This is a genomic window from Collinsella sp. LCP19S3_B11 (genome assembly GCF_052121915.1).
Lineage (GTDB): Bacteria > Actinomycetota > Coriobacteriia > Coriobacteriales > Coriobacteriaceae > Collinsella.
Map to the genome: position 1 here is coordinate 78,534 of NZ_JBQKDI010000005.1, position 14,117 is coordinate 92,650.

The following is a 14,117-nucleotide window of genomic DNA, read 5'->3' on the forward strand; positions in this document are numbered from 1 at the left end:
AAAACCGTTCGCCGAGAAGATAAAAAACCGCAGTTCACGCCTTGATAAACGTAGGTAAAGTGTTTAACAGTTTATCGGCCGTATGCAAACGAAAGGAATCAGTCAGATGGCAATCAAGGTGTTCGCTGACGGTGCAAACCTCGAGGGCATGCTCGACATGTACGAGAACGGCAACGTTCAGGGTTTCACGACCAACCCGTCCCTTATGAAGAAGGGTGGCGTGACGGATTACCGCGCGTTTGCCAAGGAGGTTCTGGCCCACATCACCGATGTGTCCGTCTCGTTTGAGGTCTTTGCCGACGACGTCGAGACCATGGAGGTCGAGGCGCGCGAGATTGCTACCTGGGCAGATAACGTCTACGTCAAGATTCCGTGCGTGACCACCAAGGGCGAGTCCACCGCCGAGCTGGTGCGCAAGCTTTCGGCCGACGGCATCAAGGTCAACGTTACCACCATCTTTACGCCTAAGCAGGTCGATGAGATGATCGATGCCGTTGACGCCGAGACGCCGTCCATCATCTCGCTTTTTGCCGGCCGTATCGCCGACACCGGCGTCGATCCCATTCCGTTTATGACGGAGTCGGTCAAGAAGGCCGCTGCCAAGCCCAACTGTGAGGTCCTGTGGGCGTCCACGCGCGAGCTTATCAACATTTACCAGGCCGAGGCCTGCGGTTGCCAGATCATCACGGTGCCAAATAGCATCCTGGCCAAGCGCAGGAACATCGGCCGTGACCCGTACGAGGTCTCGCTCGATACCGTGCGCGGTTTTGCCAAGGATATCGCCGCTTTGGGTTTCCATATTCTGCCCTAAGCAAGGGTACCCCCTGCAGCGACGTGCAAAATCGCGAGTTTTCAGCATGGTAAAGACTTTTACCAGCTGGTTGAAGCGCGGAACGGCCCCCGTTTTGGCTCTAAAACGCCAAAACGGGGGCCGTTTTTGCTTTTATGGCCCTCTGAAGCGCCGCGGGGCTATCGGGAGATGCTGAATACTCGCAATTTTGCACGCCGCGAAGAGGGGGACGTCCGCTTTGGCGGCTATTTGCCCTGAACCATGGTGAGCGAGATCTTCTTGCGGTTGCGATCGACCTTTTCGACCCACACCTTGACCGTGTCGCCGACGCGCACCACGTCGCTGGGGTGCTTGACAAAGCGGTTAGCCAGCTTGGAGATATGCACGAGGCCGTCCTGGTGCACACCCACGTCGACGAAGGCGCCAAAGTCCACAACGTTGCGCACCGTGCCCTTGAGTTCCATGCCGGGTTCCAAGTCGTCGATGGAAAGTGCTGAGCGGCTAAAGACCACCTCGGGCGCGTCGTCGCGCGGGTCCCGGCCAGGCTTCTTGAGCTCGTTGACGATGTCGATGAGCGTGAGGATGCCGCAGTTCAGGTCGCTTGCCAGCGCCGAGATGCTGCCGATGCGTCGCTCGATGTCGGGCACGCCGCCGCGGCTGAGCTCGCTTGCCGCCACACCCGCACGCTCCAGGACGGCCGTGGCCACCTCGTAGCTTTCGGGGTGGACGCTCGTCGCATCGAGCGGGTTCTTACCGCCGCTGATGCGCAGGAAGCCCGCGGCGTTGAGATATGCCTTGGGCCCCAGCTTGGGGACCTTCTTGAGCTGGCGGCGATCGGTAAAGGCGCCGTTCTCCTCGCGGTAGGCCACGATGTTTTTGGCTACGCTCGGCGTGATGCCCGATACGTATCCCAGCAGGCTCGCACTTGCGGTGTTTACGTCGACGCCCACGCGGTTGACGACGTCCTCCACCACATATCCCAGGGTGCGCGAAAGCTCGGTCTGGTCAAGGTCGTGCTGGTACTGGCCAACGCCGATGGACTGGGGCGGAATCTTGACGAGCTCTGCCAGCGGGTCTTGCAGGCGGCGGCCCAGGCTCATGGCGCCACGCACGGTGACGTCCAGGTCGGGATATTCCTGACTGGCGAGCTCGGAGGCGGAGTACACCGATGCGCCGGCCTCGTTGACGATGGTGTATCGCAGTCCAGGCGCCTGCTCGGCGATGAACTCCGAGACGACTTCTTCGGTCTCGCGGCTGGCGGTGCCGTTGCCGATGACAATGGTGTTGACGCCGTCCTTCTTGACGAGGCGGGCGAGCTCACGCTTGGTGCCGGCGACGTCGTGGCGCGGCTTGGTGGGGTAGACCACGCCGTGGTCGAGTAGCTTGCCGGTCTCGTCCATGACGGCGACCTTGCAGCCGGTACGGTAGCCCGGATCGAGTGCGAGCACACGGGCACCGCGCACGGGGCGTGCCGAGAGCAGGCCCTCGAGATTCTTGGCAAAGACGTTGATGGCCTCGGTCTGCGCTCGGACGGTGAGTTTGGCGCGGGCCTCGCGCTCCAACGAGGGGGCCATGAGGCGCTTGTAACCGTCGGCGATGGCGGCTTCAAAGACGGGCGCAAACACGCCCTGGCGTCGGGGCCAACGACTGCCGAGACGCGCCGTGGCGGCAGTGCCGTCGACGTTCACGCGCACGCGGAGCTTGCCCTCGCGCTCACCGCGGTCGATAGCCAGCACGCGGTGGTTGGGAATACGGCGCAGCGGCTCGTCATAGCTGTAGTACGGCTCGTAGGGAGTCTTCTCGGTGGGGTCGGTGGCCTCGACGACGATGTCGGCGGTGTTCTGCGTAAAGGCGCGCAGGTCGGCGACGTTCTCGGGGTCCTCGGCCACCGTCTCGGCCACGATGTCCGCCGCGCCGGCAAGCGCCTTTTCGGGCGTGTCGAAGCCGGCCTCCTCGTTGACGTATGCCGCGGCGGCGTCGAGTGCGCTGCCCTTGGCCGAGGCCTGCATGATGATCATGTTGGCGAGCGGCTCAAGGCCTGCCTCGCGGGCCTTCTGCGCGCGAGTCATGCGCTTTTTGCGGTAGGGCTTGTAGAGGTCCTCGACACGCTGGAGCTGCGTGGCCTCGCGAATCTGCTGCTCGAGTTCGGGCGTGAGTTTGCCCTGGGCGTCGACGAGCAGGATGACGTCCTCTTTACGCTGCTCAAGATTGCGCAGGTAGGACAGGCGCTCGTCGAGTGCGCGCAGGGCGACGTCGTCCATGCCGCCCGTGGCTTCCTTGCGGTAGCGCGAAATAAAGGGAATGGTGTTGCCCTCGTCGATGAGCTTGACGGCTGACTCGATGTTGGCGGCCTTAAGGTTGAGCTCGCGGGCGAGCTGGGCGATAAGATCCATGGGACTCCTTGCGTTTAAGGTGCGTTTGCAGCACAGGGCTACCAAGGATACCACCCGACGTTCTGCCAAAGCAGTCTTTTTGGGACGGGGCTTTTTTAGCTACGGGACTGCGAACGGGAGACGGTGGAGTCCCTCCTTACAAAACGAGGCCCTGGCCAAACGGCCAGGGCCTCACCACTTCTTTTCAGGCTGCGAGAAAAGACCGTGTACGCAGGCGCTCCCCGAGGGAGACGGGGGTGTTTGCTCCGCGCGCAGTTTCGCAGCGAAGCGAGAATGTTTGAGCACGGAGTAAACACCCCGTCTCCCTCGGGGAGCTCCGTTGGGAGCGTAGGGGATGTTTTGAGCTACTCCAGCTCAAACGCTCCGGTATAGAGCTGGTAGTAATATCCGCGCTTGGCGATCAGCTCGTCGTGGTTGCCACGCTCGATGATGCGGCCGTGATCCAGGCAGATGATTGCGTCGGCGTTGCGCACGGTGGACAGGCGGTGCGCGATGACAAACGTCGTGCGGCCCTCCATGAGCTTATCCATGCCCGCTTGCACGATGGCCTCGGTGCGGGTGTCGATGCTCGACGTGGCCTCGTCCAGAATCATTGCCGGCGGATCGGCGACGGCAGCGCGTGCGATCGAAATCAGCTGGCGCTGGCCCTGCGACAGCTGGGCGCCGTTGCCGGTGAGCATGGTGTCGTAGCCGTCGGGCAGGCGGGTGATAAAGTCGTCGGCACCCGCGAGCTTGGCCGCCGCGATGCACTCCTCGTCGGTGGCGTCCAGGTTGCCGTAGCGGATGTTGTCCATCACGGTGCCGGTGAACAGGTTCACGTCCTGCAGCACAACGCCCAGCGAGCGGCGCAGATCGGCCTTGCGGATCTTGTTGACGTTGATGCCGTCGTAGCGGATCTTGCCGTCGGCGATGTCATAGAAGCGGTTGATGAGGTTGGTGATGGTCGTCTTGCCCGCGCCGGTGGCACCGACAAACGCGACCTTCTGGCCCGGCTTGGCAAACACGGACACGCCGTGCAGCACCTCGTGGTCGGGCGTGTAGCCAAAGTCGACGTTGTCCATGACCAGGTCGCCGCGCAGCGGTACGTACTCGATCTCGCCGGTTGCACGGTGCGGGTGTTTCCATGCCCACATGCCGGTGTGGTGGTCGGCCTCCTCGAGCTGCCAGGTATCGGGGTTGACCTGCGCGTTGACGAGCGTCACATAGCCTTCGTCGCCCTCGGGCTTCTCGTCGATGAGCTCAAAGATGCGGTCGGCGCCGGCGAGACCCATGACCACGGCGTTGATCTGCTGCGAGATCTGACCGATCTGTCCGCAGAACTGCTTGGTCATGTTGAGGAACGGCACTACGACGGCGATGGAGAGCGCCATGCCCGAGAGGCTCAGGTTGGGCACGCCCAGCGCCAGGAAGATGCCGCCTGCCAGTGCGACCAGCACGTAGAGCAAGTCGCCCAGGTTCCCGAGGATCGGCATGAGGATGTTGGCGTACATGTTGGCCTTCTGCGAGACCTCGAAGAGCTTCTCGTTGCGCTCGTCAAAATCGGCCTCGGCAGCGGACTCGTGACAGAACGCCTTGACGACTTTCTGGCCGTTCATGACTTCCTCGATATGGCCCTCGACCACGCCGAGCTCGGTCTGCTGCGCGATAAAGAAGCGCGCGGAGTTGGAGCCGAGCAGCTTGGTCATAAAGGTCATAAAGGCGACGCCGGCAATGATGACCAGGCACATCCACACGCTGTAATACAGCATGATGAAGAACACGGTGACGATGACGATGATCGTCATGAGCAGGTTGGGCAGCGATTGGCTGATCATCTGACGCAGCGTGTCGATGTCGTTGGTGTAGTGGCTCATGATGTCGCCGCGCTGGTGCGTGTCGAAGTAGCGAATCGGCAGGTCCTGCATGCGGTTGAACATCTTTTCGCGCAGCTTCTCGAGCGAGCCCTGCGTGATGACGGCCATGGCGCGGTTCCAGAAGAGCGAGGAGGCGACGCCCACGGCGTAGATGCAGCCGAGGGTGGTCACGAGCTTCAGAATCTTGGGCTGCGCGGCCGTCCAGTCGCCCGACTGCCACGATTCGCTAATGACCTGCAGCGCGCTCTGGAGAAACGTCGCGCCGATGGAGTTGATGATGGCGCAGAGCACAACGCCGGCGACGACGAGGGGCAAAAGCACCGGGTAGAAGCCAAAGAGCATCTTGATCAGGCGCGACATGGTGCCGCTCTTGCGGTTGAGCGCGCGCTCGGCGGTGGTTGCCTTACTCATGTGCCTCGCCTCCTTCCTGGTTCTGGGCTTGCGTTGCGGATGCCTCGGTGTCGGCCTCGACGGCCCCTTCGCCCTCGGCAGACATCTTGTTTTGCGAGGTAAAGGTCTCGCGGTAGATCTCGCTCGTCTTGAGCAGCTCATCGTGGTTGCCGATGTCCTTGATGCGGCCGCCCTCCATGACGATGATGCGGTCGGCGTCCTGAACGGAGCTGATGCGCTGGGCGATGATGAGCTTGGTCGTGTTGGGCAGGTAGCTCGCCAGGCCCTCGCGGATCTTGGCGTCGGTCTTGGTGTCGACGGCGCTCGTGGAGTCGTCCAGGATCAAGATCTTGGGGCGACGCAGCAGGGCACGCGCGATGCACAGGCGCTGCTTCTGGCCGCCGGAAACGTTGGAGCCGCCCTGCTCGATCCAGGTGTCGTAGCCCTTGGGGAAGCCGTCGACAAACTCGTCGGCGCAGGCCAGATGTGCGGCCTCGCGGACTTCCTCGTCGGTGGCGTTCGGGTCGCCCCAGCGCAGGTTCTCGGCGATGGTGCCGCTAAACAGCACGTTTTTCTGCAGGACCATGGCTACCTGGTGGCGCAGCGCGTCCAGGTCGTAGTCGCGCACGTCCACGCCGCCGACGCGCACGGTGCCCTCCGTGACATCGTACAGACGGGCGATCAGGTTCACGAGCGTCGACTTGGCCGAGCCGGTGCCACCGATAATGCCGATGGTCTCGCCGCTCTTAATATGCAGGTCGATATCGTCGAGCGCCTGGCGGCGGGCATGCTCGGAATACTTAAAGCTCACGTGATCGAAGTCGATGGAGCCGTCGGCAACCTCGTGCACGGGCTCGGTCGGGTTAGCGATCGTGGGCTCGGCGGCCAGCACCTCGGTAATTCGGTGCGCCGACTCATCTGCCATGGTCACCATGACAAAGATCATCGACAGCTGCATTAGGCTCATCAGAATCTGGAAGCCGTAGGTAAAGATGGAGGAGAGCTGGCCCACATCGAACAGGGTGCCCTGGCTCGTGATGATGAGCTTGGAGCCCAGGTAGATGATGACGACGAACGCGCCGTTGACGCAGATGTTCATCATGGGGTTGTTGAAGGCGAGCAACTTCTCGGCGCGGGTGAAGTCCATCTGGACGTCGCGCGCGGCGGTGGCGAACTTCTCCTTCTCAAAGTCTTCGCGCACGTAGCTCTTGACCACGCGCATGCCGGTGACGTTTTCCTCGACGGACTCGTTAAGGGCGTCATACTTGTGGAACACACGCGAGAAGATGGGGCGCACCTTATAGATGATAAAGAACAGGCCAAAGCCCAGCAGCGGAATGATGACCAGGTAGACCATGGCGACGCTGCCGCCCATGGCGTATGCCATGGTAAAGGCAAAGACCAGCACCAGCGGCGAGCGCACGGCGATGCGGATGAGCATCATAAAGGCCTGCTGCACGTTGTTGATGTCGGTGGTGAGGCGCGTGACGAGCGAGGAGGTCGAGAACTCGTCGATGTTGGCGAAGCTGAACGTCTGGATCTTGTAGAACAGGTCGCGACGCAGGTTCTTGGCAAAGCCGCAGCTGGCATGGCTGCAGGTGATGCCCGCGGCGGCGCCAAAGGCGAGTGACGTCAGTGCGATGAGTACGAGAAGGCCGGCGGTGGGCAGCATCTCGGTAACGGCGGTGCCGTCCTTGATGGCGTCGATCATGTCGGCGGTGATAAACGGGATCATCATCTGGCAGATTACCTCGCCAAGCACGAGCAACGGCGTGGCAACGGTGACTTTCATATAGTCGCGGATGCTGCCCATGAGGGTTTTAATCATCCAGTTCCTCCCAGGTTTTGCGGATTTTATCGAGCATTTCGGCGAGCTGCTCGCGCTCGTCGTGGGTGAGCGCGCTAAAGGCCCGTTCTCTAAAGCGGATGCGGGCCGCCTGGTCGATTCGGGCGTTTTCCCGGCCGGTTTCGGTCAGGCGAATGGTGAGTTGCCGTCGATCCTTGGGGTTACGGCTGCGCTCAATGAGGCCGTTGAGCTCGAGCTTGGACAGGATCTCGGAAAGCGACCCCGGCTTGAGGCCGAAGTGCATGCCGAGTTCCTGCTGCGACATCTCGCCGCCGGGCTGCTTGGCCAGTAGGCAGATGATGGGCGCCTTGCCGGACACGCCTCCGCCATGAAAATGCATGTAATGGCCGCAAAAGCCCAGGTTATTGAGGATGCGCTTGGCAAGCTTGTCTTCCGAGCTAGCCGCTTCGGATACATCCGCCGGCTGTGACGGGTCGCCGCCGGGCTCGTGCGAACAAAGGCTAAGAGGTTCATCGCACATGAATTAGTGCTGCTCCTTTCTTTAGTTAGGTAGTGGAATTGTTTTGTGCCTAACCAATTTAGGAGCGTGAGAAATCAAAGTCAAGGTACCAAACTAGTGGTTACGCGGTTTTACCAAACCGCGTAACGGCTCGACGCTGCGCGGGCCGCACCTGTACAATCTGACGTTCAACTTCAAGGGCGCGACCAAAAGGTCAGCGCCCTTTCGTTTCACGTCACCTTGTCTCAAATGCGGCCCGCTCGCTGTCGTTGCCAAAACATCGACGTTGCCCTTTTTGGCACTTGGGACGTTCTTCTTGTGCCGGCAGCTGGGGACACTCCTTGTCAAGGGATTGGTACAAAGGGGGACAGGCTGCCCTCTCATTTCCGAAACCTTTCCGCAACAATGTGGCCTCCACGGCGCCGGCGCCCGCCTGCCGTGCTCCCTGCGCTACACTTAGTCGCACTGTGGCGCCGTTGCGCCGCGCCCGACCCAAGGGGGACACTCATGAAGAACACTCAGCTGTTGCTGATCAACGATATGTGCGGCTACGGCAAGGTCGCGCTTTCCGCCATGCTGCCGGTGCTGTCGCACATGGGTTACCGTATCCACAATCTGCCGACGGCACTTGTGTCCGATACGCTCAACTATCCCAAGTTCTACATCCACGACACCACGGAGTACGTGCGTCAGAGTCTTGCCATCTGGGAAGAACTCGGCTTTGAGTTCGACGCCATCTCGACCGGCTTTATCGTGACCGAAGAAGAGACGCGCATCATCTCAGACTTTTGCCACCGCCGCGCGCAAAAGGGCACCAAGGTATTCGTCGACCCCATCATGGGCGACAACGGCAAGCTCTATGCGGGCGTGCCCGAGTCCACGATTGGCCTTATGCGGCACCTGCTGGAGTGCGCAGACTACGCGGTGCCCAACTATACCGAGGCGTGCCTGCTTGCCGATAGGCCTATTGCCGAGCAAATTACGCCCGAAGAGGCCCACGCCCTTGTGGACGCCATGCGCGCGCTGGGCGCCAAGTCGGTGGTCATTACGAGCGCTGTGGTCGACGGCACGAACGCCGTCATCGGTTACGACCACGTGGCGGGGGAGTACTTCACGATTCCCTTCGACCTGATCCCGGTCTATTTCCCGGGCACCGGTGACACGTTCTCGGCGGTGCTCGTCGGTCGCGTTATGGCTGGCTGGAGCCTGCAGCACGCAACGGCCGATGCCATGCGTGTGGTGGCCGAGCTTATCGAGCGCAACGCTGACCAGGAGGACAAGTCTGCCGGCCTGCCCATCGAGGCCTGCCTGGATGTGATCGACCATGAGTAGCGCCAGCGAAAGCGGCCCCGAGCCCGCGAGCGAGGGCAAGTTGCTCGGCGCGCCACGCGGCAAGCGCCCACGTATCCGCATTAGCTGCGTGGACCAGCTGGGCACGTGCCGCTGCCACCATGGCCACACGCCCGGCGACGTCTTCGACTTCGACCGCGATCGCGGCAAGATGTGCTCCATGGCCTGCCATGTGGGCTTTCCCTATATCGACATCCTGCGCTACGGCGGAACCGTGCCCGGCAACGAGCCCGGTACGGCAAAGTTCTGCTGCCCCGAGGTCGATACGTTGAACGTCTGGCTCGCCGAGATCGTCGACGAGTAATCGAGCGTGGATTTTCTCCCACCAAGATAATGAGCGTGGATAATCTCCCGTTTAGAGCGCCGTTTTGCGTTCAAAGTGGGAGATTATCCACGCTCAATTTGTATGCGGGAGATTATCCACGCTCATTTTATGCCGATGGCGTGGCTCACGCATCCGCGCCGCCCGGGCGCCTACAGTTGCTCGAGCATGGCCGTGCAGCCGGCGAGCACATCGCGGTAGGTGGCATCGAAGTTGCCGGTGTACCAGGGATCGGCGACGTCGCCGGGGCGATCGGTCCAATCCAGCAGCCGCGAAATCTTGCCGTCGGCATCGTCGCCGAAGATGCGACGCAGGCCGCGCGCGTTCTCGGCATCCATATAGACGATGTGGTCCCAGTCACCATACTCCGCGCGACGAACCTGGCGCGCGCGGTGCGCAACGACGGGAATCCCGACCTCGCGCAGCTTGGCGACGGTGCCATGATGCGGAGGGTTGCCAATCTCCTCGGTCGAGGTCGCGGCAGAATCAATGACGAACTCCGCCTCGCGCCCAGCACGGCGCACCAGCTCGGCAAACACCGACTCAGCCATCGTCGAGCGACAGATGTTCCCATGACAGACAAATAGGATTTTGCGCATTGGCTAAAACCTCTCGAATATCAGAGTTTTCGCAGATAATCGCACTGCTTTTTGATCCCTCGTCAAGGACAGAATATCAAATTGATTCATAAATGAGCGGATTATTCTTCTTTCCAGCGTCGTAAGAATTGTCGTAAAGAACGAGGGTTTACGACTTGTTGTCACAATGTTGACCGTCCTTTGCATCCAATTTTCAGCATATCCTCTCTGACGTCGTCGAAATCAAGATGGGTGTATGTGTTAAAAGTCACGTTGATGTCGGAGTGGCCCATGATGCATTTTAGCTTCGCAGGGTTCATTCCCCTGCGTGCCATCTTCGAGCAGAAGGTATGTCGGCAGACATGTGGTGTGATTTTGGGAAGCTCATCCTTGTAGATGCGATTATGTTTCTCTATCGCGTGGTGGAAGTACTTCTCCCAGTGCAGGGCAACACGCGGCATCTCGTTTTTATCAAGAAACAGAAAACCGCTAACACCGTCAACGACCGGCTCACTCGAAGGCTTTAGACGTTGCGCAAGGATACTCCTGAAACACTCTGTCACGGCTTGAGTCATGGGAACATAGCGGATCCCGCTCTCCGTCTTGGGACGTTCGATGTAGTATCGCATGTTGCTGGTCCGCTGAAGTTGCTTGTTTACCCGAATGCTTCCGTTTTTGAAATCAAGGTCTTCGACGGTAAGACCGCAGAATTCAGAAATGCGCAGGCCCGTATTTAGAAGGATGTAGATGGCGTCACGATAGCGGTGAAAGTGTTCATCGCCCTCCACGAAAGCAAGAAATCTGCGTTCTTGGTTAGTGGCCAAGGCCTTGCGTGTAACCATGTCGTTTGTCAGTATCGTTGCGAGCTCGAAATAGAAGGGATTTCGGCGAATCAGGCTGTTCTCCTCTGCCAGTTGAAACGCCGGTCTCAGAACACCACGGATGCTATGGATTGTGCTATAGCGCTTGCCGTGGATTTTTTGCAGGTTGATGAGCCATTCCTTGGCATCAAGGGAGGTGACACCGCATATTCGTCGCGAGCCGAATTCATCTGTAGCAAGAAAATTGAGGATTGTCTTGTAGGCGGCTCGAGTGGATTGTTTCACGGCAGTCTTTGTTTCAGTGTAACGAGATGCGAGTTCGTAGACTGTCATATTGTTCGGCGCGACCTTATCAAGCAGATCGCGCTGGATCTCATGCTCCAACGCGCGCAAGCACGGACTGGCTTTCTTCCCCTTCGGAGTTAGATCATGAGTTGTCAAGGTCCACGAGTAGACGCTCCGCGTTTTACCTCTTGCATCCACATACTTGAAGCAGTAACGGCCGTTTTTTCTCTGGCTTTCCCCGCGTCTGAGGATTCGCCCTTTGCTGTCTTTTCTCACAGTCACTAGCAGGCTCCTTCCTGTTCAGAAAAGAGCCCCGATGCGATATTTCAAGATTATCGCACGGGGCCCGATTGGTTAAGCTGTCAAGTGCGAAACGGTGTCGAGAAGCTCTTTATAAAGAGCGTTGGCGCAGGACGAGGGGGCGAGTCCTCGCGCATAACTCGAATATGGGTTTGTACGAGAGGAACCTTCGACCGGCCAGTATCCGTCGAGATCGTGCCTAAACTCAGAGAGACAGATCTCCCTCGTCTGCATCTCCGCAACGACGGAGAGGCGCCTCTCAAGTTGACCAAATCCGTCGACATCGTTTTGCGGACGATAAGTCGCGGATCGGCGCATCTGTTCTCCATAGAATTCCAAGGGGCTGTAGGGCGTCGTGACGATTACGAGATCGGCGGCTATCGCTTTGTCGGAATATCGGGACGGTGCCATCACCTCATGCTCCATCGCATAGGGATCCGTGATGCGAAGCAGGTCGGCGTAGGGGATGGATGAGGGACGAAGTTCGTCAAGAATCACCGTGTGCTTGCCCTCATACCCCTGAAAGATGTCTCTCGTAGATCCAGAGACGAAGAACGGTTCGCCCTTCCGCTTCGCATAGAGCTTTGCGAGGGTGGACTTCCCCGTTCCAGCAGGCCCGAAGATCCAAACTGATTCCACCCTTCTTTCGCCCTTGAGCATCAACCCCCGCCATTCCCGGGCCTGAACCTGAAGGCGGCGTGCATAAACGTCTTCGATCTGACGCTATGTCCGGGCATATTCGGATCCGGAGAGCTGAGAGATCAAGGACTCCTTGTCGATACGACCTTCGAGAAGGTCATCGAGAAGGACTTTGATGCTGCTATGGGACCTCGTTCGAGCAACGCGCGACTCAATAGAAGCAAGTAGCGCTGGGTAATCGAAATTGGAGCGCACGATTTTGGGGTCGTACTGATGCTTGGATCGTGCGCCATCCGTTCTGTGGCACAGGTAGGAAAAACCGTTTTCCACACCTGCCTTCCAAGCCTCGATGCGCTCAGGTTTATCTCCAAGGAGCTTCGCGATGCTATTGAGCGAGCGCGGATTCTGGAACTCCATCATCACGTGAAGATGCGCGGCTGCCGGACGTCCCGCGTCCGTCGTGTCGCTGTCGTGCACGATGCCCGCATAGCGCTTCGGGGCGAGTGTTTCGATTCTTCGGTACATTTCGTCCACAAGACGGGGCAGGTGATCGAGCTGCTGCTCGTACATCATCGCGCGGGTCTTCATGGGCAGAGAATTGGTCATGGTTCCGAGTCCTTTCTCGTAAATGAGCTATTTCGGGACGATTTTGGAACGCGCCCGAGGGTGCGCCTTGGGATAACAAGCTCCCCAAGGCGCATAAATGAGCAGAATTTCAAGTAATGGAACAATCGACGGGGTCCGCTTTTGCTGCGCGAAGCGGACCCCGCGGTGGTTATTCTCTGAAGTACAGGTCAAGGAGCCGCCCAAGCTCGCGGTACACGGGGAAGTCCATGATCGGAAAATGCACAAAGCCGATGCGGTCGTGCGCCCCGTCCGTACTGCTGAACCAAGCGTCGCCCGGGGAGAAGGTGCGAGGTGCACCGAGGTCGAGCAGGCGTTCCGCGCCCCATATGAGCCGCGCCTCGGGAAGCGTCGGCTTGAAGAGGACGCGGGTGCTGCACGCCGAGCGCAGCATCGACGGCAAGCCCCCCTCCTCAACAGACGCCTCGGCGATCGAGATGATGGCGTAGCAGCCCGCGCTCGCCCCCATCGTTACGATGCGCTTCACCAGCCCATCAAACGTCGCGAGGCAGTAATCGGGGTCCTCCTTGCTCGCGCGCTTGGGAAACAGCGTGCGGAGTGCCACGTACTCATCCATGAAGAGAAGCGAAACGTGAAGCCTCGCATCCCACCAGTGCACGGCGTCTCCCGTCTCTGTCGACCTGTCGTTGAGGAAGCTCTGTCGCTCTTTGATGCTGTCGGCGAACCGTGATAACGCAGACAGGATTGCGCGAGCGTCCCTGTCAGCATTCAGTGAAACCACGCGAGGAAGTCGGGAGGGCTCGGCCTGCTTGGGGTCTATGATGAGGACTTGCGATCCGTGTCCGTCAGGACCAGCCAACAGGGCTTGGAGCAAGAGGGCGATCACGCCCGTGGTCTTTCCAGCGATGAGCATGGAACCGGAGGTGCGGAGGTCGATGCTCGTGCCGTTTTGAACGCGGAATTCGTAGGCGTTCGCCGGGCACAAATCCTCGACACGCGATGCCTTGATCTCTCGATGCAACGTCACATCTTCAAGGAAGAAGGTCACTTGATTGCATGCGACGTCTGCTTCGGCAAGTACGACGGCGTAGCGGGAGAACCTTCCGCGAAGTCGGGAGCTAATGCTAGGTCCCATCTTCGATATTTCTTCTGCCGTTGAGGATGAGGTTGAGATGGCGAGCTCGAACTGTCCAGGAGCCGTCTCTTTGCAAGAGATGTCGGGAAGAAGCTCGCCTTCTCGCAGGTGTAGAGGATTCCCGTAACGTGGATCAAAGAGCCCCTTCCTAATGCGTGCATGCAACCGTGTTGATTCAGATAGCATGACGTAATGTGTGATCCCTCCCGCAAACAACATGGTCCCAGCGAGGCTAAGAGTGGCCGCTGCGGAGGTAAGGTTGCCGCCAAACGCCATCACCGTACTGGGCTCTATGGCGATGGGCGCAAGAATGGTGTTCACGAATAGCCCGATGCAATAAACGCACGCGGCGACCGCAAATAAAGCGACC

At 59.6% G+C, this 14,117-nt stretch carries 12 protein-coding genes; 3 read left to right on the plus strand and 9 right to left on the minus strand.

Translation table 11 applies throughout. The features are described from left to right. Window positions 1-106 precede the first annotated feature (106 nt). Window positions 107-811 carry a transaldolase gene (locus ACTQV4_RS04400; RefSeq protein WP_441569384.1) on the plus strand — a complete coding sequence of 235 codons (705 nt, stop codon included), beginning with the start codon at window positions 107-109 and terminating at the stop codon, window positions 809-811. Window positions 812-1,035: 224 nt separating this feature from the next. Here ACTQV4_RS04400 and ACTQV4_RS04405 read toward each other — a convergent pair whose 3' ends face one another. The 4 genes from ACTQV4_RS04405 to ACTQV4_RS04420 form a co-directional block, all read right to left on the minus strand. Then, window positions 1,036-3,183 (minus strand): Tex family protein, encoded by a 2,148-nt coding sequence (locus ACTQV4_RS04405; protein WP_441569385.1) that lies wholly within the window; start codon window positions 3,181-3,183, stop codon window positions 1,036-1,038. Between the two features lie 344 nt (window positions 3,184-3,527). Then, on the minus strand, window positions 3,528-5,447 hold the full coding sequence (locus tag ACTQV4_RS04410; protein WP_441031972.1) for an ABC transporter ATP-binding protein: 1,920 nt from the start codon (window positions 5,445-5,447) through the stop codon (window positions 3,528-3,530). Next, entirely contained in the window at window positions 5,440-7,254 is a 1,815-nt protein-coding gene (locus tag ACTQV4_RS04415) for an ABC transporter ATP-binding protein (RefSeq protein WP_441031974.1), read from the minus strand. The genes ACTQV4_RS04410 and ACTQV4_RS04415 overlap by 8 nt, the downstream gene beginning before the upstream one ends. After that, a complete protein-coding gene (locus ACTQV4_RS04420; RefSeq protein ID WP_427727674.1) occupies window positions 7,247-7,753 on the minus strand; it encodes a MarR family winged helix-turn-helix transcriptional regulator in 507 nt (168 codons plus the stop codon). Before ACTQV4_RS04420 ends, ACTQV4_RS04415 begins: the two co-directional genes overlap by 8 nt. A gap of 486 nt (window positions 7,754-8,239) precedes the next feature. Between ACTQV4_RS04420 and ACTQV4_RS04425 the strand changes: the two genes are divergently transcribed. Then, window positions 8,240-9,064, plus strand: coding sequence for a PfkB family carbohydrate kinase (locus tag ACTQV4_RS04425; protein WP_441031977.1), 825 nt, complete (start codon window positions 8,240-8,242; stop codon window positions 9,062-9,064). Beyond that, window positions 9,057-9,386, plus strand: coding sequence for a TIGR04076 family protein (locus ACTQV4_RS04430; protein ID WP_441017131.1), 330 nt, complete (start codon window positions 9,057-9,059; stop codon window positions 9,384-9,386). The genes ACTQV4_RS04425 and ACTQV4_RS04430 overlap by 8 nt, the downstream gene beginning before the upstream one ends. Before the next feature lie 170 nt (window positions 9,387-9,556). Here the strand turns inward: ACTQV4_RS04430 and ACTQV4_RS04435 are convergent, their stop codons facing one another. From ACTQV4_RS04435 to ACTQV4_RS04455, 5 genes are all read right to left on the minus strand, one after another. Further along, window positions 9,557-10,003 (minus strand): low molecular weight protein-tyrosine-phosphatase, encoded by a 447-nt coding sequence (locus ACTQV4_RS04435; RefSeq protein WP_117743459.1) that lies wholly within the window; start codon window positions 10,001-10,003, stop codon window positions 9,557-9,559. Window positions 10,004-10,164: 161 nt separating this feature from the next. Then, on the minus strand, window positions 10,165-11,370 hold the full coding sequence (locus tag ACTQV4_RS04440) for a site-specific integrase (protein ID WP_199407132.1): 1,206 nt from the start codon (window positions 11,368-11,370) through the stop codon (window positions 10,165-10,167). Between the two features lie 72 nt (window positions 11,371-11,442). Beyond that, window positions 11,443-12,048, minus strand: a complete 606-nt coding sequence (locus tag ACTQV4_RS04445; protein WP_117734894.1) for a hypothetical protein — start codon at window positions 12,046-12,048, stop codon at window positions 11,443-11,445. A 63-nt stretch (window positions 12,049-12,111) separates the two neighbouring features. Next, window positions 12,112-12,633 carry a Rep family protein gene (locus ACTQV4_RS04450; protein WP_117743461.1) on the minus strand — a complete coding sequence of 174 codons (522 nt, stop codon included), beginning with the start codon at window positions 12,631-12,633 and terminating at the stop codon, window positions 12,112-12,114. A gap of 169 nt (window positions 12,634-12,802) precedes the next feature. After that, the gene (locus ACTQV4_RS04455) at window positions 12,803-13,747 is read right to left on the minus strand and encodes a hypothetical protein (protein WP_441031981.1); all 945 of its coding nucleotides are present in this window, start codon (window positions 13,745-13,747) and stop codon (window positions 12,803-12,805) included. Between the last annotated feature and the right edge of the window lie 370 nt (window positions 13,748-14,117).

Excerpts from the sequence above, each read along its gene's own strand:
- ACTQV4_RS04400 (WP_441569384.1), top strand. The coding sequence starts at position 107 with ATGGCAATCAAGGTGTTCGCTGACGGTGCAAACCTCGAGGGCATGCTC.
- ACTQV4_RS04405 (WP_441569385.1), bottom strand. The coding sequence starts at position 3,183 with ATGGATCTTATCGCCCAGCTCGCCCGCGAGCTCAACCTTAAGGCCGCC.
- ACTQV4_RS04410 (WP_441031972.1), bottom strand. The coding sequence starts at position 5,447 with ATGAGTAAGGCAACCACCGCCGAGCGCGCGCTCAACCGCAAGAGCGGC.
- ACTQV4_RS04415 (WP_441031974.1), bottom strand. The coding sequence starts at position 7,254 with ATGATTAAAACCCTCATGGGCAGCATCCGCGACTATATGAAAGTCACC.
- ACTQV4_RS04420 (WP_427727674.1), bottom strand. The coding sequence starts at position 7,753 with ATGTGCGATGAACCTCTTAGCCTTTGTTCGCACGAGCCCGGCGGCGAC.
- ACTQV4_RS04425 (WP_441031977.1), top strand. The coding sequence starts at position 8,240 with ATGAAGAACACTCAGCTGTTGCTGATCAACGATATGTGCGGCTACGGC.
- ACTQV4_RS04430 (WP_441017131.1), top strand. The coding sequence starts at position 9,057 with ATGAGTAGCGCCAGCGAAAGCGGCCCCGAGCCCGCGAGCGAGGGCAAG.
- ACTQV4_RS04435 (WP_117743459.1), bottom strand. The coding sequence starts at position 10,003 with ATGCGCAAAATCCTATTTGTCTGTCATGGGAACATCTGTCGCTCGACG.
- ACTQV4_RS04445 (WP_117734894.1), bottom strand. The coding sequence starts at position 12,048 with ATGCTCAAGGGCGAAAGAAGGGTGGAATCAGTTTGGATCTTCGGGCCT.
- ACTQV4_RS04450 (WP_117743461.1), bottom strand. The coding sequence starts at position 12,633 with ATGACCAATTCTCTGCCCATGAAGACCCGCGCGATGATGTACGAGCAG.
- ACTQV4_RS04455 (WP_441031981.1), bottom strand. The coding sequence starts at position 13,747 with ATGGGACCTAGCATTAGCTCCCGACTTCGCGGAAGGTTCTCCCGCTAC.